The 18,976-nt window shown below is 64.9% G+C and carries 20 protein-coding genes; 8 read left to right on the forward strand and 12 right to left on the reverse strand.

The window, feature by feature from the left end:
- Positions 1-43: 43 nt before the first annotated feature.
- Positions 44-1,816, forward strand: coding sequence for a hypothetical protein (locus JJB11_RS03600; RefSeq protein WP_201166518.1), 1,773 nt, complete (start codon positions 44-46; stop codon positions 1,814-1,816).
- Positions 1,817-1,951: 135 nt separating this feature from the next.
- Here the strand turns inward: JJB11_RS03600 and JJB11_RS03605 are convergent, their stop codons facing one another.
- From JJB11_RS03605 to JJB11_RS03615, 3 genes are all read right to left on the reverse strand, one after another.
- Positions 1,952-2,812, reverse strand: coding sequence for a hypothetical protein (locus tag JJB11_RS03605; protein WP_201166519.1), 861 nt, complete (start codon positions 2,810-2,812; stop codon positions 1,952-1,954).
- A 22-nt stretch (positions 2,813-2,834) separates the two neighbouring features.
- Positions 2,835-3,689, reverse strand: a complete 855-nt coding sequence (locus JJB11_RS03610) for a 2OG-Fe(II) oxygenase (RefSeq protein ID WP_201166520.1) — start codon at positions 3,687-3,689, stop codon at positions 2,835-2,837.
- A gap of 300 nt (positions 3,690-3,989) precedes the next feature.
- Positions 3,990-5,855: a hypothetical protein gene (locus JJB11_RS03615; protein WP_201166521.1), complete on the reverse strand. Its 1,866-nt coding sequence runs from the start codon at positions 5,853-5,855 to the stop codon at positions 3,990-3,992.
- 297 nt (positions 5,856-6,152) lie between these two features.
- On the opposite strand from JJB11_RS03615, the gene JJB11_RS03620 reads away from it, so the two are divergent.
- Together JJB11_RS03620 and JJB11_RS03625 are read left to right on the forward strand one after the other, a co-directional pair.
- On the forward strand, positions 6,153-6,833 hold the full coding sequence (locus JJB11_RS03620; RefSeq protein WP_207189882.1) for a glycosyltransferase family 25 protein: 681 nt from the start codon (positions 6,153-6,155) through the stop codon (positions 6,831-6,833).
- A gap of 24 nt (positions 6,834-6,857) precedes the next feature.
- The gene (locus JJB11_RS03625) at positions 6,858-7,931 is read left to right on the forward strand and encodes a glycosyltransferase family protein (RefSeq protein ID WP_201166523.1); all 1,074 of its coding nucleotides are present in this window, start codon (positions 6,858-6,860) and stop codon (positions 7,929-7,931) included.
- Positions 7,932-8,048: 117 nt separating this feature from the next.
- On the opposite strand, the gene JJB11_RS03630 is transcribed toward JJB11_RS03625, so the two are convergent.
- Both JJB11_RS03630 and JJB11_RS03635 read right to left on the reverse strand, forming a co-directional pair.
- Positions 8,049-9,143: an acyltransferase family protein gene (locus JJB11_RS03630; protein ID WP_201166524.1), complete on the reverse strand. Its 1,095-nt coding sequence runs from the start codon at positions 9,141-9,143 to the stop codon at positions 8,049-8,051.
- 353 nt (positions 9,144-9,496) lie between these two features.
- Positions 9,497-9,985, reverse strand: a complete 489-nt coding sequence (locus JJB11_RS03635; protein WP_201166525.1) for a Crp/Fnr family transcriptional regulator — start codon at positions 9,983-9,985, stop codon at positions 9,497-9,499.
- Between the two features lie 323 nt (positions 9,986-10,308).
- Between JJB11_RS03635 and JJB11_RS03640 the strand changes: the two genes are divergently transcribed.
- Positions 10,309-10,515 (forward strand): hypothetical protein, encoded by a 207-nt coding sequence (locus tag JJB11_RS03640; protein ID WP_201166526.1) that lies wholly within the window; start codon positions 10,309-10,311, stop codon positions 10,513-10,515.
- Positions 10,508-11,101: a hypothetical protein gene (locus tag JJB11_RS03645; RefSeq protein ID WP_201166527.1), complete on the forward strand. Its 594-nt coding sequence runs from the start codon at positions 10,508-10,510 to the stop codon at positions 11,099-11,101. The genes JJB11_RS03640 and JJB11_RS03645 overlap by 8 nt, the downstream gene beginning before the upstream one ends.
- Before the next feature lie 50 nt (positions 11,102-11,151).
- Here JJB11_RS03645 and JJB11_RS03650 read toward each other — a convergent pair whose 3' ends face one another.
- The gene (locus JJB11_RS03650) at positions 11,152-11,670 is read right to left on the reverse strand and encodes a hypothetical protein (protein ID WP_201166528.1); all 519 of its coding nucleotides are present in this window, start codon (positions 11,668-11,670) and stop codon (positions 11,152-11,154) included.
- 161 nt (positions 11,671-11,831) lie between these two features.
- Between JJB11_RS03650 and JJB11_RS03655 the strand changes: the two genes are divergently transcribed.
- Together JJB11_RS03655 and JJB11_RS03660 are read left to right on the forward strand one after the other, a co-directional pair.
- Complete coding sequence (locus JJB11_RS03655) at positions 11,832-12,308, forward strand: hypothetical protein (protein WP_201166529.1); 477 nt, start codon at positions 11,832-11,834, stop codon at positions 12,306-12,308.
- Positions 12,309-12,509: 201 nt separating this feature from the next.
- Positions 12,510-12,755 carry a hypothetical protein gene (locus JJB11_RS03660; protein ID WP_201166530.1) on the forward strand — a complete coding sequence of 82 codons (246 nt, stop codon included), beginning with the start codon at positions 12,510-12,512 and terminating at the stop codon, positions 12,753-12,755.
- A 12-nt stretch (positions 12,756-12,767) separates the two neighbouring features.
- On the opposite strand, the gene JJB11_RS03665 is transcribed toward JJB11_RS03660, so the two are convergent.
- Genes JJB11_RS03665 through JJB11_RS03690 form a run of 6 tightly spaced genes read right to left on the reverse strand, consistent with a single transcriptional unit; the run spans position 12,768 to position 17,322 of the window.
- A complete protein-coding gene (locus JJB11_RS03665) occupies positions 12,768-13,508 on the reverse strand; it encodes a 1-acyl-sn-glycerol-3-phosphate acyltransferase (protein WP_201166531.1) in 741 nt (246 codons plus the stop codon).
- Complete coding sequence (locus tag JJB11_RS03670; protein WP_201166532.1) at positions 13,505-14,809, reverse strand: dihydroorotase; 1,305 nt, start codon at positions 14,807-14,809, stop codon at positions 13,505-13,507. Before JJB11_RS03670 ends, JJB11_RS03665 begins: the two co-directional genes overlap by 4 nt.
- A complete protein-coding gene (locus JJB11_RS03675) occupies positions 14,809-15,780 on the reverse strand; it encodes an aspartate carbamoyltransferase catalytic subunit (protein WP_201166533.1) in 972 nt (323 codons plus the stop codon). Before JJB11_RS03675 ends, JJB11_RS03670 begins: the two co-directional genes overlap by 1 nt.
- 11 nt (positions 15,781-15,791) lie before the next feature.
- Positions 15,792-16,310 carry a bifunctional pyr operon transcriptional regulator/uracil phosphoribosyltransferase PyrR gene (gene pyrR / locus JJB11_RS03680; RefSeq protein ID WP_201166534.1) on the reverse strand — a complete coding sequence of 173 codons (519 nt, stop codon included), beginning with the start codon at positions 16,308-16,310 and terminating at the stop codon, positions 15,792-15,794.
- The gene (ruvX, locus tag JJB11_RS03685) at positions 16,307-16,726 is read right to left on the reverse strand and encodes a Holliday junction resolvase RuvX (RefSeq protein ID WP_201166535.1); all 420 of its coding nucleotides are present in this window, start codon (positions 16,724-16,726) and stop codon (positions 16,307-16,309) included. Before ruvX ends, pyrR begins: the two co-directional genes overlap by 4 nt.
- Entirely contained in the window at positions 16,723-17,322 is a 600-nt protein-coding gene (locus tag JJB11_RS03690) for a YqgE/AlgH family protein (RefSeq protein WP_201166536.1), read from the reverse strand. Before JJB11_RS03690 ends, ruvX begins: the two co-directional genes overlap by 4 nt.
- Positions 17,323-17,340: 18 nt before the next feature.
- Here JJB11_RS03690 and JJB11_RS03695 point away from each other — a divergent pair, with 18 nt between their 5' ends.
- Positions 17,341-18,804 (forward strand): cryptochrome/photolyase family protein, encoded by a 1,464-nt coding sequence (locus JJB11_RS03695; RefSeq protein WP_201166537.1) that lies wholly within the window; start codon positions 17,341-17,343, stop codon positions 18,802-18,804.
- Positions 18,805-18,976 lie beyond the last annotated feature (172 nt).

The raw sequence follows: 18,976 nt of genomic DNA on the forward strand, positions 1-18,976 counted from the left end.
GTGCAGCGGTGCGTGCGAATACAACCATTTGCGAAAGCTGGGCGTGATCAGCTTCGTATTGAGCCTGGGCCTCGCGCTCAGTGGGTGCGGAGGTGGAGGGACGAGCAGTTCCGCCGTTGCGGCGGGGCAGAAGCAGACCGCAGCCGTCGGAGGATCGCCCAGCACGAGCACCACCACTAGTCCGAGCACATCGGTAGCGCGCGCCAACCTGGTCCCGCTCGGCGTCAACATTGAAGGGCTGGCCGATTACGCGCGTCTGCAGCCCTTCGTCGACATGATGAAGACGGCCCGGGTGTGGGGAAGCGCGGCAGCCCCGTGGGACGGCGCCGTAGCCACCGATGCCCAGGGTTGGCCGACGACCGACGCCGGCATCGTGGTGTCCATGGTCACGCAGGACGCGGGAGATGACCAGACCACCTACAAGTACTTGACACCGGGAACGTACAAGCTCCGATTCACAGGCACGGCCTCGGTCGCCTCCGTGGGTTCCCCGGGGACGGCGGTCGCCAACTACGTATATGACCGGGCGACGAACCGTTCCGCGGCCGATGTCGTGATCGGGTCGAATGCGACGCAACTCATGCTCACGTTCACAGGCACCTCAGGCGGGGTGCGCGACGTTTCCCTGCGGCGACCCGGCTATCCGGAAAACCAGACCTTCACGAACGAATTCATCCAAGCCCTCGCCCCCTTCGGCGTGGTGCGCCTGATGGACTTTCTGGCAACGAATGGCAATCCGGTGCAGACCTGGGGCGAGCGCACCACGCCTGCCTCGGGCAACCAGACTGGCCCGAAAGGCGCGGCATACGAGTATGCGATCGCCATGGCCAACGAGCTTGGCAAGGACATCTGGATCACGATCCCGTTCGGTGCGGATGACGGCTTCGTTCGCCAGCTGGCTACGCTGCTGAACACGAACCTGGCACCCGGTCGCGTGGTCTACGTCGAATACAGCAACGAGCTGTGGAACTTCTTCTTTTCCCAGGCCGGGCAGAACACCGACGCCGCCGTGACCGAGGCGCTTGCCGGAGACACGACGCTGACGGGAGGAACGCAATGCACGCAGGCCCTCTTTGATCTCTCCTCCGGCACCTGCAACAAATGGTGGGCCGGGTTCTTCCGGGTCGGCAAGCGCGTAGTGCGCATCGCGCAAATCTTCTCCGAGGTGATGGGCTCGGCGGCCCTGAACAACAGGGTGCGCGTGGTCTACGCCACCCAGTTCGCCAACCCCAACATCGCCGAACAGGTGCTGAAGAACATCGCCACCTACCGCGCCAAGCCCTCCTCCGTGATCTACGGCGTAGCGACGGCACCTTACTTCCAGCTGCCCGACGCGCTCGCCTCCGCAACCGACGCGACCAAAGACCAGATTCTCGGCGCGCTGCAAACGGCGCTAATGACCGACATCGAACCCAGTTTCGCATTGGGAACTTACGACCACGGGGTAATAGTGAAGGGCAAACCCTACTCCGGTATTGACTACTCGGGCGCGACGCACAAGGCGCTGGCCGACTACTACGGGATCAAGAGCCTGTCGTACGAGGGCGGCCCGGACTTGCGCCAGTACAGCGAGAACGCAGCCACCAAGATTGCAGCCAACCGCGACGCTCAAATGGGCGCCATGCTCAAGAGCGAGCTCTCTCAGTGGTACGGCTGCGGCAACGACCTCTACATGCACTACTCGCTGGTCTCGGGATGGGCGGGATCGGGCTACTGGGGCCTGAGCAACAATCCCACCGACCTGAGCGGCGCCAAATACACGGCGGTCCAGGACATCGCGAACTCTGTGCGTTCAGCCTTCACCACGTGCCAGTAAGACGCTCCCGGACTATGCGCCGGCGGCGCCGATGACCGGCTGTTTGCGCGAGCACGCACGGGCACGCATGTCCTCATCAACCGCATGCGTGCTCCAGCGCCCAACTCACCGTCGCCGGGCGCCCCCAACAGACCCTCAATACAGGAACTGATTGGACATAAACTGGTGATGAGCACCGATCGGCAGTTCGGCCCGCTGCCGCACACGCTGCCGCGCGTCGTGGTCCAGCACGTGGCACGCATACATGTGCCTGTACCACGGCGCTGACGATGCGCGCCGGGACCCGGGCAGGCTGCGGTCCACATCGATCTTGCGCAGATCGTGTTCCATATTGAATTCTTCGATGGCGGCCAGTTCTCCGGCCCACCTGTTGGCAAAGAAGAAAGTCACGTCATCGAAGTACATGCTCACCGCCGGCAGGTAAGCCTGCGACGGTCCCTTCAGGCACCGAAGGGCCGACTTCGTGGCCGTGTAAATATCGACGTCGACGGACACAAAGCCCAAGGGTGCATCGGCGGTCAAGGCGTCGGTGAAAGCACCGACGGTGTCCGCGATATCGCCCCAGACGATGTCCGCGCGGCCAGCAATCTTGCGCATGAGGGCGTCTCGATCCTCCATGGCAAAGTCGCCGCCGCGCCAGAGCTCTGGGTGGTCCCGGTATCCGATCAGCTCCGGCAGGCCTGCTCCAGTGTCGAATCCGAAGACGCGGAATTCCACGCCCGTCTCGCCTTCGATGAGTTCAGCCAATTCAATCATGTTCAGCAGACCGTGCCCGCTCGCCACGCCGAACTCCACGACCGTCACAGACTGCTTCCCGAAGTACTTCGCGACATCCGCGGCACGGAGCATGCCGTAAGCGTAGTTTGGCCTCGCCACCACCCCGTGGCGCTCTCGCATTCGCAAATCGCCCGACTTGGCGACCCAGCGTTCCTCGCCCAGCAGTCGCTTGCCTATCCTGCTGCGGATTCGGGTGAGGAGTGTGTTGTGAGGCTGCATGTTCATACTTGGTGAGCAAAGCTTAGGTGTGCTGCCGCAGAAACCCGCGGGAGCGATGGAGGACCTTGTTCCCGAGCCGGAACAAGAAAGGGGGCGTCACGTCTTCAAGGGTCTCGGCCAGGCGCACGCGCCAGTCCGAGGCATCTCGGGAACCTGGGCGGGCTTTGAAGTGCGTGGTGTGCTGCCGCTTCGAGGCGTCCCAGGTAGCCGTGTAGTAGTAGAGCGCCATCGAATAGCGCGCCTTATTTTCAGGGTGACGCACGGTGTTGGGATTGCCGTGGAAGCTGTCACCGGTGGTGTTGAATACGACGCATCGATTGAAGACGGGATCGAACTGCGCGACGCGTGCCGTCATGTCCGTATTCCAGATTTCGAACTGGCCGCCGAATTCCGGCCGCCAGTCCGGATTCAGGTAGATCAGCAGGTTCAAGCGCCGCTCGAGATTCAGCTTCTTCAGGTAGTTGAAGTCCGCATGTATGTCCAGGTGCCCGCCGGAGCGGACCTCGTGGATGCCCCCGCCCAAATAGTACGGGTCGCCCATGAGCCCGTCGATTCCTGTCATGTTCTCGAGGAAAGTCAGAAAGGGGCGCGAGTTCAGCAACCAGAACAGGTTGCGCGTGCGTTCCGGCAGGGCCGTCGGCGCATACGATCGCTTAAAACGCTCTTGGCTTCTTTCGAAGCTGCTTTCGGGCTCGGGCAGCGCTCCAAGGTCCGCCAGCACGCCTTCCAGCAAGGACTCCGGCAGGAAATCATCAATTTTTATATATGGGAACGGTTCGGCGGCGCAGTAGGCCTCCCGAACCGATCGCCCGAGGCTCACCATACGCGACGCATCCACTGACAACGTGGGCGACACCGGAATGAAAGCTGGGCGCATACAGGACTCCTCTTCCGCGAATCTAGCCCAGTGGTCCTGTTCGAGCACTAGCTCCAGAGAGCCAACTTGGCCGCAGTCCATCTGGCGAGACGCTCCATGCGTCCTGGTGCGTCCCCGACTCGGAAGCTTGCACTGGGAGGCGGTCAGCGGCGCTGGGAGCCGTGCGGTAAAGATCTGCTTACCGCAGCCGGCTGCGAGGGCCCTCATCCGGGAAGGAAATAGGCTTGGCTAGCGTCTCTCGATTCGCGCGTCGCTCGAAGTCTCCGGGCAATACGGGCAAAATCCTCTTGACCGCCGGGCCTAACGACAGATTCGGTAATCGCCAGGCACGCGGCGTGCGGCCTCAGCTACCGCCCGGTACTTGGCTGTAGTCAGGTCCTGCGCGTTGTTCGTGAGTCCCCAGTATCCGAATCGACCGTAGCCGCCGGTCAGATTGAAGTACATGAAGAGGCCGTTGCCACATCCGTACCACTGAGCAAGCATTTCGCCGAGTTCCTCTCCCATGCGGTGATCCAAATTGGCAGCGAATTTTGCCGGCAAGCTCACGTTCTCTTGGCGCATGTCCGGCCCCGCTTCATAGGCAAGGCTGCGGATTCCATAGTAGTCGGCAAGCGCCTTTAGTGAGGGGTTCTCATGATTGCCGCCCCGGTATGCAGCGCCCTTTACGAACTTACCCCATCGCATCGTTCCAGGGGCGAAGTATGGGAGTACTTGTGCTTCCAATGAGTGCTGCAACGACGCATGAATGTTGTCCACGTTCAGGTGGGGCGAGCGCGCGAGTTGCTCGTCGAGCGCGAAGTAGGGGGCGCCAGCCACCCCATAGATGAAGTCAGCGGGCCTGCCGCGGAACTTCGCGATGTTCCTGAGGACCTGCTCCGCAATGGCGGGGTTGGCGAACTGCGTGGCGTATACGACGCGCACACGCTTGTTCAGTGCGCCCGGCCCGAACACTTCGGAAAAGATCCTCGCGATGCGGACCGTCCGCTTGCCAACGCGGAACAAGCCGGCCCACCATTTGTTGCAGTCTCCAGAGGTGGTATTGAAGAGGGCCCGCGTGCATTGCGTGCCTGCCGTCAGCGGCGTATCTCCGGCGATCGCTTCCGCCATCGCTGCCTCGATATTGAGCCCGCTTTGGGAGAACGCGTAGTTCCAAAGCTCATTGCTGTATTCGACGTAAACCACGCGCCCAGGGGCCAAACTCGTGTTGAGCAAGGTGGCTAGCTGGCGCACGAAGTCATCATCTGCGCCGAACGGGATGTTGATCCAGATGTCCTTCCCCAATTCGTTGGCGATCTGGATGGCGTATTCGTACGCGCCCCCCTTTTCATCGGCTTGGCTTGCCGCAGATGGCGTTGTGCGTTCGCTCCACTGATGCACCGGGTTGCCGTTGGTTCGCAGGAAGTCCATGAACCGCAGCGTGCCGAACGGCGCAACCGCCGCACGGAAATCGGCGCTGAAGGTCTGCCCCGGAGGACTGTCGGCCGGCAGCAGTTGGACGTCGCGGATTCCCCCGTTGGTACCCTCGAACGAGAGCATCAGTCGATCGGCGTTCTCCCCTACCACCACCTCCGCTGTCGATCGGTTGGTACGGGGATCGTGGGCGACATTCCGCACGACCACCCCTGCAGAGCCAACGGACCGCACCGTCGCGCGGCCGGTGAAGAGGAGACGGAACACTCCCTTCGCAAGATGCCGGTGCTGCGGCAGCGGGTCACCCGGATCCCCCGAGACCACCCGGACGACCACGCCGGCATCCTCCGTCGGCCATCCTAGCGCGTCGGTGTGCACGTCGTGAATCCACGGCGCCGTCGGCGAGCCCCAGCGGCGGGAGTTCTTCATCAGGTCAACGAAAGGCGAAAGCCGCGACCAGTCGTTGATCCCTTCGAGATTCACACCGAGCTCCACTGTTCGCGCTGCGGGGCTTTGCACCGCGGCCACCGGGGCGGCGTCAGAAGCGAACGTCACCGCGAGAAATGCGATGGAGCCGCCTACGCGCAGCGTAGCGCGAAGCCGCGTTCGAAGCATTTCGACGGAGCACCCTGCCCTCCGCAGCGCCAGGTCGACGAGGCGCGCCCGGGCGCTGGGGAGCTCTCGTGACAGGCGAATTCTTCCTGAACCGCCATGGTCGTTCGGCGTGTGCGGAAACGTACCGGACTGAGTCTTCATTGGCGTTCCTATGTGGTTCCGAACCCAAAGTAGATCTATGCAGTCGTAGTGTCCATCACGCAGGGCAGGCTCAATGGAGCTATTGGAGCTCGGGCGCGGCACCGGCACGCCAGAAACTGCCTGGCCAGAAACCATAAAGTGTCTGTGCCCTGGATCCGGACCGACAGCCATGCTGCTGCCGGTTTGTAGCTCTTTGGCGCCATCGCGCCAGTCGCATTCTGGAGCTATCTTCCCTCTTCTTCGCACAGGGAGAGCGGCTTGCGTTCGGCTTTCTGGAACCTATTCGAGAGAATCTATGTGATCAATCTCGAATCGCGTCCTGACCGGCGCAAAGAAATTGATGAGCAACTGCGCCGGGTGGGCCTTGGCCTCTACCAGCCCCCAGTGGAACTGTTCCGAGCCGTGCGTCCGGACGGCGCCGGCGCTTTCGAAACCATTGGTGCACGAGGATGTTTCCTTAGCCACCTCGGCGTCATCCAGGATGCTATCCAGAACAGACTGGAGTCCTTCCTGATCCTGGAAGACGATGTCGATTTTTCGGATGATTTTGAGCAGCGCTCGAATGCGCTCGCGGAGGCTCTTCGCTCAGTCCCATGGTCGCTGTTCTATGGCGGATACCGACTCGATCGAAAAGTTGTCGGCTCCGGGTGCTTAAGGCTGAATCCGGACCAAGGGGTCGAAACGTCGCATTTTGTAGGTTTGAAGGGCAGCAAAGTCGCCCGAGCCCTTCTCGTCTACATGCAAGCGCAACTTGGCAGACCTGCCGGTGACCCACTGGGCGGCCCGATGCATGTAGATGGCACCTACTCATGGTTTCGCAGGGACAATCCCGAGCTCGTCACCCTCCTGTCAGTTCCAGAAATTTCTCACCAGAGGTCCTCGCACTCCGACATCTACGAGCGCTCGGGACTGGATGGTTTCTTGCACACAACCCGACTCTTTCGCGCAGCAAGAAAGTTGAGGAATCGTCTTGCCTAAAGCCGCACCTGCGGACGCAACCTGATGGCACGATTGCGCGCCCTATATGTCTACGCTGGGACAGCGTTCAGTGAACCGCCGTGGATCACTGGTCACCGTCTCACCTGCAACGCTTTCGACTGGACGAGCGCACCGATTCCGACCGCCTCTTCATTGGGGCGAGTGTGGTCTTCGCTGGTGGTGCCAGATCTCAATGCGTACGACCTCATCGTGTCCAGCGAGTATTTCATCGGGTTTGGAATCAACCTGCGCCTTCGCCTTTCGGGAGCAAACACGCCACACATCGTGTGGGGGATGAACCAAAGTCGCAGAGCACTCGACATGCAGGCGACGAAGGGGGTTGTCTCCTGGGTGTTCAATCGCAGCACCCGAATCATCGTCCATTCCCGCCACGAGTCCCTGCTGTTTTCCTCGTTGCACAACATCGCCGAGGACAAGTTCCGTTTCGTGCACTGGGGGTTCGACTTGCCGCAGATTCGTCCCAGCAAGTTTTCGGACACCGAGAGACGACCTTATGTGTGTCTGATCGGACGGAACAATCGCGATGTAGCCACCTTCTGCGCCGGCCTTCAGGGCACAGGAATCCGGGGAATCGTAATCACCTCTGGGCTGCCGGACGCGGAGCTGGACGATTTCTCTCAATTTTCGAACATCGAAGTGCACCAGGACCTGACGATGAACGAGTGCCTCGACTGTATGCGCGGCGCTCTCGCCAATGTTGTGCTCGTGAGCGACAACGCGCGCGGCGCCGGTCACATCACGATGGTGGCGGCAATGCTGATGGGGAAGCCTCAAATCATCAGCATTGCCCCGGTGGTGGATGACTATTACCGAAAGGGAGAAACTGCGCTTGGCGTGAGCGTCGGTTCCGTTCACGATTTTCGAAGCGCAGTCCTGCGCCTAGGTGAAGATCCAGCATTGGCGCGCGACTTGGGGCAACGCGGGCGTCAATTTGGCCTGGAGCACTGCACCAATGATGCAGTCGCTACGCGGTTCATTGAGGTCGCTGCCGAGCTGATGGCGTTGCCTGCCTCGGCAGGCTCAACACCTGCTTTATCTGATAGCCCTTGGTCGAAACAATCAGCGGTCGAACGCTGAAGTAGCGCGAGGGGAGCAGGCATGGAAGCGCACGTGGCTTGCTGACACTCGCACGAATTCGCGTGTGCACAGTCAATTGGGAGCACTGGCTGGTTTGAGAACCTGCCGCAGCATGGCTCAAGCTGCGACACGACCCTTCGCACTACGAAACGAGTAAAAGAACAAGCCTCTCAGGAAAGTGTTGACTGGGCGTTCAAAGCAAACGAACGACACGAGAGACACGGCAATGAGTAGAACGAAGTAAGACAGAAAACCCGACACGGGGCCTAGCCTCAGCGGTGCCGCGACGAAGGCGGTGGATAGCAGGTAGACGGGGAACTGCAATATGTACAGGGAGAAGCTGCACTCGCCAAGCAAGACGAGCGGTCTTGAGCTGAGCATGCGGGAAACAGTGGGCGTTGCCGACGCAACGGCAACTATGAGCAGGAGGAAGATGGGCGCGAGCAGACTCGAACCGTACGCGAACTGGACGTTTACGTAGGAGGAGATCGCTGCTTCATTGTTGGTGATCGCGAGCACGAGAGCGGAGGCACAACCGATAGCCAGGATCGAAGTGAAGTCGCTACCGAGCACCCGGCGTCGCTCCAACACGATCTGGGACCCCGCAAGACCGAGCATGAAACTGCAATAGTGCGAAATGGGCAGGTAGTAGACAAGGCCATGGGACAGGGAAGTCCAGCCTTTGTAGTCACCCAACTCCAGAACCGTCGTGAGGGCTACCTGCGTTATCAGCCAGAGCATCAGCGCACTCAGCATGAGAATCTTCGGAGAGATCGATACTTTCCTGATCTGAAGCACCAGGAGCGGGAAAGTAAGATAGAAAAATGCCTCGACCGACAACGACCAACCGGGAGCGTTGATCGTCAAGGCATGCCGCGGCGACCAAGCTTGCAGCAACGTCAGGTTCAAGAGCAGCGACTCGTATTCGACGGGCTCCCCTCGCCATCGACTTGTCGCCACCATAAAGGCGATGGCTATCCAGTAGACCGGCAGTATTCGAGCGGCTCTGGACCACCAGTAGAGTGTCTTGTCAACATTCTTGTTGAACGTAGACACGCCCATCACGAACCCAGACAGGACGAAGAAGAACGTGACCATTTCTGGTCCTGCGACTAGGAAGCCGGATAGGCCAAGTGGCGCGCGTCCAAAATGAAACAGCACCACGACAGCCGCGGCAATGAACCTCAGAAACGTGAGAGCTTCGAAACGCATTAGTGGTGTACCTGCGGATGGCCAGGTGGTTCATGTGGCTGTCGCCCGCCAACTCTCATATGCCCCTCTGCTCCTCGCCTGCCGCCAGAATCATGTACGACCAGCAAGCAGATCACATAGAGTGGCATACACTGCGCCGCGCGGCCCCGATGGAGCTGTTGGACCCCATGCTTTGCACACCCTGACTTGCCCGCCGCGTCCGACTGTCGTGCCCGTCCGAAGCGAGCCCGTTCGGTCTGTGGGCTGATTGTGTGTCGCTGGCTCGGAACCGCCATTGATCCGTCCGGCTCATTTCAGTTGGATGTCGCCGCTGATCCGGGCGGTGAAGTGTTTTCCCGGCCGCACTGGTCCCCTCACACAATCAACAACCGCCCCGCCACGCTCAACATCCGCGCCCGCATCACATTCGCGGCATAGAGCGCAACCGAGAGTGCCGCCTCCGGCTCGCGCACAGTGAGCGCCTCGAAGCTTCCCCGCGTCAGCCGCCAGATCGTGGATGGCTCGATGGCTTCGACGGATGCGGTGCGCACCTCAGAAGGCGCGAAGAAGCCACCCTCGCCCACGATCGATCCGGGCGCGATGACGGCCAGCTGCAAACGCCGTTGCTTGTCCGTGCAGTACACCCGCAGCAACCCCGACTCGAGGAACAACAGGCTGCCGTCGTTCTCGCCTTCACGAATCAGGTCCGTCCGTGCTGTGGTCGATTCCAGCATCAACTCGCTCGAAAGAAGCTCCCAGGTCTCGGCCGTGAGCCGGGTGGAGTCGTAGCCGCGGTTGCGGCGGCACGCTGCCGCGATTGCGGAGGTGTCGCGGTGCAGGTTCTGGTGCTGGGTGTGCAACATCGTGGGGGCGGTTGTCTCATCCGCTGCGCTGGAGACTAAAGTCGCAGCCCCTCGCTGACTAGGGCCCGTTGGTGCCAGCGGGTCGCGGGCACACGAGCAACGGACGGGGCTCGCTGGTGCCGAAGGCCGGCCGCAAGTCCTCGCTGCGCAAAGTCTCTCCCCGAGAGGCCGCTAGTGGCTTCAACGCACAGGAGACCGAACGGCAGCCGCAAGAAGACGGCCGGTCGCGAGAGTGAACAGGTACCGAAAAGCATGCAAAGTTATCGCTCTCAAAGCGTGTTTTAGGTAACTACTCGTATATTGGCTGGTTGGTGGAAAGCACAATGAACAACCAGTTTCGCAAGGGCGATGTCGTGCGCGCATTCGTGGAGGACCAGCACCGCGATCTAGTGATCGACGAAATTGCTTCGAACGGCGAGCTTGCGCAGTGCTACTGGATGAAGGGACGCAGCAAGAAGTTCGTGATGGTCTTTCTTGGCGCAGTGCAGAAACTGCAAGACGGCCACATGCCTGCACGGGAACATGAATAGCAGCGCGGTGCAGCGAGCAGCGGGTCATGCGGCCGCCGGCATGTCGAGTCTGTTCCTCAGGCGGACGCGCTATCGGTACGCCATCGAGCAGGAACTGGTCGCGCTCGCATCCCTCGTGCTTGCGGTGACGGACAGCACGAAGTGCATCCTGGCCAGAGTGCCCGAAGGTGCAGAGCGCCAGCAGTTGCTGCTCGCATGCGAACAGCTCGCGCAGGCTGCAGGTGGCGTCGTGGATCCGCGCAGCAGGATCCAGCACCTGTCGGAGTCCGGCGTCGAGGACGCGCTTCACGCATTCGTTGCGCACCAGGAGCGGTCCGCGTGCGTGCGATCCGCGGCGCTGGCAGCGGCCGTCAAGCGCGAACCTTCGTCGCGCTCCATGCGAAAGTCGAGCCGCAGTCCGGCCGCGGCAGCCGTGCGCTCGTTCCCCATGCCGAGCCGCGAAAGTGCCAGCACATGGATGCTCACGATGCCGGCTCGCGCGCGCTGGCGGAGCGCCCTCCGCTTCGGCTGCTCGCCGGTCTCGCTCTGGCGCTCTATCGGCAGGGCGCTGGAAGGGCGCCTGCGCGCAGGCGGCAGCGGAGCGTAAGGCTATCCTCGCTGCCCTGCCCGATCCCCTCGTCCGCCAGTCCCGACTGCTTAGCCCTCGACCGCGACGGAAGTCGCCCGGCGCCGGTGCGCCGAGGATCTTGTGCCCGTGAGGCTCACGAGCAGCTCGCGCAGTTCGGCAGAGGCCGCAGCTTCATGCAGCGCCGGCGAGACCTTCAGCAGCACACCCCGGAACTCGCTCACATCGGCAAGCCACAGCGCCGAGACGGCCTGGCGGATCTTCTTGTCCAGGAGCGGCAGGCCGAGGAGCACGCGCAGGACCGCGTTGCGTTCCCACGCTTCGATGCACACCGTCGCCACGAACACGTCCTTGCGGCCGCGCCTTTTCTCCACCTGGATGTCGACGGTGGCACAGGACGCATCCACGCCCCAGCGATGCAGATGGTGCTCGACGAGCCTCTGGTATTCGGCCTCCAGGCCGCCCGATGCATGCCCCAGCGCCTGGTAGTCGGTCTGGTAATCGGTCTGGTACTCCGGGGTCGCGACGGCGCGGTGCCTGCCAAACCTGCGCCCGATCCACTGCCATGCGTTCTTGTAATTGCTGCGCATGGGCGAATCGTTGCACGACCGACGCGCGCCGCCAACGGCTGGGCTGTGGTTACATGCAGTAACCGTGACGAATGCCGCAGCCGCGAACGGATGGCGCGGCGCAAACGCACGCGCGCTGACCACAATGCGCCCATCGCATCCGACAGGAACCCTGGATGATCATGCATGAGAGTCTCGAGCGCTTCGCGCAGTGGATCGCGGCAGCCACTGCCGCGGCAGTGGGCGCGTTCTGGATCCTGCGCACGCAGCGCCGGCGCAGGCAGCGGCAGGAACACGTCGGGCGCCTGGCCGAGGAGATCGTCCAGGTGGCGCAATCCATCGAGGTGGACCTGCTCTCGCTGCCGCGGACGACCGAATCCGCGGACCTGGCGCGGCTTGCTGCCGACTGCCGCGTGCGCGCCACGAGCATCGGCAGCAGCCGCTGTCGCACGGCGCAGGCGCTGAACCACGCGGTCGGCCAGTTGCACGAGGACCATCGCCGGGTGGTCGACCTGCGCTGGGAGCTCGACGCCGTGATGGCCGAGCGGCGCACCGGCAAGCCCGCGCCGCGCTCTTGCAAGTTCGCTACCGGCTCCAAGCCGACGCGGTCACGCTGGGCCACCACGGGCCTGCACACGCGCCCCTCCACGCTCGGCTGAACCTGCGCGCTCGCGCGCTGACCTTGCGCATTTCGCTGGTGGCGGCCTGCGCAGTTCGCCTCACCCGGTGGCGCGGGGATTGCTTTGATTTTGCGCCGCACCATTGCGAAGGATTACAGGTTTGCGGGCGGATTTGCACCGCTGCGTCTTCACAGTGTCACGAAGGTCTCCTAGCATGGACCCCGGAGACCGCGACACGCGATGCAGAAGGAGACCCGCCCCATGACCGCTGCTGATTACCGCATCGAAAGCACGCAACCGATTGCCGGGCGCTTCTGGCCGGCGCAGGGCTCGCGGCAGTTCGCGGTCAGCGATCGCGCGCTGGCGGTCAGCATCGCGGCGAAAAGCTTCAGTGGCAGCAGCGAAATCCGCGTTGTGCACGTTCCCACCGGCGAAGTCGTTTTCCGCAAGCCGGCCGACCGGCCGATGGCGAGCGACGAGCCCTGACCCGCCGGCCGCTTACGCGCGCTCCCGCAATCGGGCGACAACTTCGCGCAGGTCGTGCGCCCACGCGCGGCGGTCGCGGCCCTGCGCGGTTTCCGGTTCGCCGAAACGCACATGCGCCTCGAAGGGCGGACCCGCCAGGGTGCGCCACACCGAGGCGAGCAGCGTGTCGTCGCCCAGGTAGAGCGGCCCCGGACAGTCCTGTCCCGTCCGCCGATCGACGAAGCGCAGCGCCACCGGCTGCACCGGCACCTCCGCGGAGATCGCGGCCTGGATCAGGTTGCCGTGGAAGGGCAGCAGGTCCTCCCCATCGCCCGTGGTGCCCTCCGGAAACACCGCCACGATCTCGCCGGCCCGCAGGCTCTCCGCCATGTGGTGCACCACGCGCATCGCGTCGCGCCGCTTCTCGCGCTCGATGTACAGCGTGCCCGCGCCGGTCGCCAGTGCGCCGATCAGGGGCCAGTGCTTCACGTCGGACTTGGACACGAAGCGGCAGTGACGCGCCGCATGCAGCACCAGGATGTCGAGCCACGACAGGTGGTTGGACACCAGCAGCAGGGGACCTTCCGCCGGCGGGCAGCCCTCCACCCGCAACGGAACACCCAGGATGCGCAGCATCTGCCCGGCCCAGGCCTGCACCGTCGCTTCGCGCTGTGCCGGCGAGCAGCGCGGGAAGCGGAAGGTGACCGTGATCCATCCGCCCGCCGCATGCGCGAGCGCGCGCGCCAGCTTGCCGACGGCGCCCAGGGCCTTCACCCCTGCGGAGTGGCGTCGTACGCCAGCTGGCCGCCGACGATCGTATAGCGCACCGCGCCCGGAAGCTCGTGGCCCGAGAACGGCGTGTTGCGTCCCTGGCTGCGCAGCCGATCCGGGCTGACCGTCCAGTGCGACTGCAGGTCGAAGATGCACAGGTCGGCGATGCCGCCTTCGACGAGCTGGCCGGCGCTGGCCTGCAAGGTGCCGAGCGCCGGGCCCAGCACGCGCGCGGGTTCGCTCGTGAGCACGGCGAGCGCGCGCGGCAGCCCCACGCCGTCTTCCTGGCCCCACTTGAGCGCCAGTCCCAGCAGCAGCTCGAGCCCGGTGGCGCCCGGCTCGGCCTCCGCGAAGGGCAGTGTCTTCGCATCCTCGTCCACCGGCGTGTGGTCCGAGACCAGCGCGTCGATCGTGCCGTCGGCGAGCCCCTCACGCAGGGCGGTGCGGTCCCGCTGCTGGCGCAGCGGCGGCGACAGGCGCATGCGGCTGTCGAAGTAGCCGATGTCCACGTCGGTGAGGTGCAGCGAATTGATGCTCACGTCGCAGGTGACCGGCAGCCCCTCCTGCTTGGCCTGGCGCACCAGCGCGACGCCCGCCGCACTGCTGATGCGGCACAAGTGCACGCGCGCACCCGAGCCGCGCACGAGTTCGAAGATGGTGTGCAGCGCGATCGTCTCCGCGGCGACGGGCACGCCCGAGAGTCCGAGCCGGGTGGCGAGCGCACCGCTGGCGGCCACGCCCTTGCCCAGGTGGTATTCCTGCGGCCGCAGCCACACGGTGTAGCCGAAGGTCGATGCGTACTGCAGCGCGCGCTGCAACACCTGCGTGTTCTGCAGCGGCACCTCGGCCTGGCTGAAGCCGACGCAACCCGACTCGGTGAGCTCCGCCATCTCGGTAAGCACCTCGCCGGCGAGACCGCGTGTGAGCGCGCCGAGCGGGAACACGCGCGCCTGGTGCAGCTTTTCGGCGCGGAACTTGAGCATGTCCACCAGGCCGGGCTCGTCGAGCACCGGGTCGGTGTCCGGCGGGCACACCACGCTCGTCACGCCGCCGGCGACGGCCGCGGCCATTTCGCTTTCCAGCATGCCCTCGTGCTCGTGCCCCGGTTCGCGCAGGCGCACGGCGAGGTCCACCAGGCCGGGCGCGACGATGCAGCCGCGCGCATCGAGCACGCGGTTGGCGCTGAAGCCCTCGGGAATCTGGCGCACGCCGATGATGCGTCCCGCTGCGATCGCGACGTCGCCGATCTCGTCGAAGTTGCGGGCCGGGTCGATGACGCGCCCGTTGCGGATCAGGATCTTCATCAGGAAATCTCCCGCGTGTTGGCGGCGACGATTCCCATCACGGCCATGCGCACCGCGATGCCGAAGGTCACCTGCGGCAGGATCACGCTCTGCTTGCCGTCGACGACGGCGGAGTCGATCTCCACGCCGCGGTTGATCGGGCCGGGATGCATCACGATGGCGTCGGGCTTCGCCAGCGTCAGGCGTTCCGGCGTGAGGCCGTAGCGCTTGAAGAATTCCTGCGAGGACGGCAGGAGCGCGCCGCTCATGCGCTCGTTCTGCAGGCGCAGCATGATGATGACGTCGCAGCCGCGGATGCCCTCCTCCAGCGAGTGGAACACCCGCACGCCCATCTCGCGCATGTCGCCCGGAACCAGCGTCTGCGGGCCGACGACGCGCACCTCGGCGCAGCCGAGCGTGGTGAGCGCGTGGATGTCGGAGCGCGCGACACGGGAGTGCAGCACGTCGCCGACGATCGCCACCGTGAGGTTGGCGAAGTCCTTCTTGTAGTGCCGGATGGTGTACATGTCCAGCAGGCCCTGCGTGGGATGCGAGTGCCTGCCGTCGCCGGCGTTGATCACGTGCACGTGCGGCGCGACGTGCTGCGCGATCAGGTACGGCGCGCCCGACTCGCTGTGCCGCACGACGAAGATGTCGGCCGCCATCGCCGAGAGATTGGCGATCGTGTCCAGCAGCGACTCGCCTTTGGCGGTGGACGAACGCGCGATGTCCAGGTTGATGACGTCGGCCGACAGCCGCGTCGCCGCGATCTCGAAGGTGGTGCGCGTGCGCGTGCTGTTCTCGAAGAACAGGTTGAACACGCTCTTGCCGCGCAGCATCGGGACCTTCTTCACTTCGCGGTCGCTGACGCTGACGAAGTTGGACGCGGTGTCGAGGATGTGCGTGATGATCTCGCGCGGCAGCCCTTCGATGGAGAGCAGGTGGATCAGCTCGCCGTGGCCGTTCAGTTGGGGGTTTCTCTTGTGCAGCATGGATGTCGTTCTCAGCTGGCCTGCTCGAGCTCGAAGGTGAACAGGCCGCTCGCGTCGCGGGCGAGAGCCAGCGACCGGTCGGGCGGCAGGCTCACGCGGGCGGCAGCGTAGTCGGCCTGGATCGGCAGCTCGCGGCCGCCGCGGTCCACCAGGACCGCCAGCGCCACGGAGGCGGGCCGCCCGTAGTCGAACAGCTCGTTCAGCACCGCGCGGATGGTGCGGCCGGTGTACAGGACGTCGTCGAGCACCAGGATGTGGGCGCCGTTGACGTCGAAGTCGAACTGCGTCTGCGCCGTGGCCGACAGCCCGCGCCGCGTGTAGTCGTCCCGGTGCATCGCCGACGAGAGCACGCCGGGCCGGCCGGGCAGCGCCAGGTCCTTCTGCAGGCGCTCGGCCAGCCACGCGCCGCCCGAAGTGACACCGGCGAGGCGCGTATCGGGACGACGCAACTGCTGCACGCCGCGCAACAGGTCGCGGTACAAGGCTTCGGCGTCGAGCGTCAGCGCGCCGCTGGTGGTAGCGGGTTTCAAGGCAGGCTCCTCAGGAACTGTTCCAGGATGACGCAGGCCGCGCCGGCGTCGGCATCGCGGGCGCCGGCGGCCAGCGCTTCGGTGGTGCTGTAGCGCTCGTCCACCTCGTACACCGGCTTGCCGCAGCGCCCGCGCAGCTGCCGGGCGAACTTGCGCGCACGCGCCGTATTGTCGTGGCTGGCGCCGTCCGGATGGAACGGCACGCCGACCACCAGCGCATCGGGCTGCCATTCCCGCACCCGCGCCTCGGCTTGCGCCAGCCGCGCATCGCTGCCTTCGGCGCGGATGGTGGGTTGCGGGGTGGCGGTGCGCAGCATGCGGTTGCCCACCGCCACGCCGGTGCGCTTGTGGCCGAAATCGAAAGCGAGAAAGGTCTGGAACTGCGGCGGAACGTCGGGTACCGGGCCGGCACTCATGCGTGGCCTGCTCCCGGCGACAGCATCCAGGATTGCAGTCCCAGCAGCGACAAGGCCTTGTCGTAACGCTGCTCGATCGGCGTGTCGAAGATGACGCTGGTGTCGGCGCTCACCGTGAGCCAGCTGTTTTCGGCAAGCTCGGACTCCAGCTGCCCCTCGCCCCAGGCGGAATAACCCAGGGTGACCAGCAGCTTGCGCGGGCCCGCGCCGGTGGCGATGGCCTCCAGGACGTCCTTGGAGGTGGTCATCTCCAGTCCGCCGGGGATGGTCATGGTCGACGCGTACACCGATTCGCCCGCGTCGGCGCCCTCTGCGTGTACGGCCTCGTGCAGCACGAAGCCGCGCTCGGTCTGCACCGGGCCGCCCTGCAGCACCGGCGTGGCCGCGAGCTCGTCGCGCCCGAGCGGCAGGTCCACCTTCTCGAACAGGTTGCGCAGGTTGATGTCGGTGGGCTTGTTGATCACCAGGCCCAATGCGCCGCGCGAGCTGTGCTCGCACAGGTAGACGACCGAGCGCGCGAACGACGCGTCCTGCAGCCCCGGCATGGCGATCAGGAAGTGATGCGTCAGGTTCATGGAATCGGCTTCGTTCGCCATGAGGTAGATTTTAAGTGGATGGACACACCGTACGCCCGCGCCCTGCTGTGGTACCGCCGCGACCTGCGGGCGAATGACCATGCTGCCCTGTCGCAGGCCCTTCGCAGCGCCGCCGCGGTCCACTGCGCCTTCGTGTTCGACCGCGCCATCCTCGATGAGTTGCCTCGGCAGGACAGGCGGCTGGAATTCATCCGGGAGTCCGCCGCCGCGCTCGACGCCGACCTGCGCTCGCTCGGCGGCCCGGGCTGCGGGCTCATCACGCTGCACGCCAGCGCGGCCGAGGCGCTCCCGGCGCTGGCCCGCCGGCTGGGCGTGCAGGCGGTGTTCGCCAACCACGACGACGAGCCGGCGGCGCTCGCGCGCGACCAGCTCGTGCGCGAGCGCCTCGCCGCGGACGGCATCGCCTTCCACACCTCTAAGGACACGGTCGTGTTCGAGCGCGGGGAGGTGCTCACGCAGGCCGGGGCGCCCTACTCCGTCTTCACGCCCTACAGCCGCGCCTGGCTGGCCAAGGTGGACGAGGCCGACCTGCGCCCGCACCCGGTCCGCGAGTTCGCTGCGCGCCTGGCGCCCCGGCCCGAGGGGTTCGCCACCGACGTGCCGGCGCTGGCGCAGCTCGGGTTCGAGCCGACCAACCTGCGGTCCCTGAAGCTTCCCACCGGCAGCGCCGGCGCCGCCGAACTGCTGCGCTCCTTCGCGCAGCGCATGGACCGCTACGAGGAGCTGCGCGACCTGCCCTCGGTGAAGGGACCCAGCTACCTGGGCGTGCATCTGCGCTTCGGCAGGGTCTCCATCCGCGAACTGGTGCGCGCCGCCCGCGCCCACGACAGCCCGGGTGCCGCGACCTGGCTAAAGGAACTGGTCTGGCGCGAGTTCTACTTCCAGGTGCTGGCGAACTTCCCGCAGGTGGGCCGGGGCGAGAGTTTCCGTCCTGCCTACGACCGCATTGCGTGGGAGCAAGGGCCGCAGGCGCAAGCGCACTTCGCCGCATGGTGCGAAGGACGCACCGGCTACCCGCTGGTGGATGCGGCCATGGCGCAGATCAACCAGACCGGCTACATGCACAACCGCCTGCGCATGGTGACGGCGAGCTTCCTGTGCAAGGACCTGGGCCTGGACTGGCGCTGGGGCGAGCGCTACTTCGCGGAAAAGCTCAACGACTACGAGCTCGCGTCCAACAACGGCGGCTGGCAATGGGCCAGTTCCTCGGGCTGCGACGCGCAGCCGTACTTCCGCATCTTCCACCCCGTGACGCAGGGCGAGCGGTTCGACCCCGATGGCAAGTTCGTGCTGCGCTACCTGCCGCAACTTGCAGGCTTGCCGGAGAAGGTGCTGCACGCGCCGTGGAAGGCGCGGCCGGTGGACCTTGCCGCTGCGGGCATCACGCTGGGCAAGGACTATCCGCTGCCCATCGTCGACCACGCGCAGGCGCGGGAGCAGACGCTGCGGCGCTATTCCGTCGTCAAGGAGCGGGATTCGTAGGCTGGCGGTGAGCCGCAGGCGAACCCCAGCGATGCAGGGAGCGCCGCAAGCTGGGGTTCGCTTCGCTCACCGGCCAGCCTACGAAGGAGAACCCACCCGCGTACCGAGCAGAACACCGGCGTACCAAGCAGAAACCACCAGCCCACCAAACAGAAACGCGCCCCCGGGGGCG

The organism is Ramlibacter ginsenosidimutans, assembly GCF_016654015.1.
Lineage (GTDB): Bacteria > Pseudomonadota > Gammaproteobacteria > Burkholderiales > Burkholderiaceae_C > Ramlibacter > Ramlibacter ginsenosidimutans.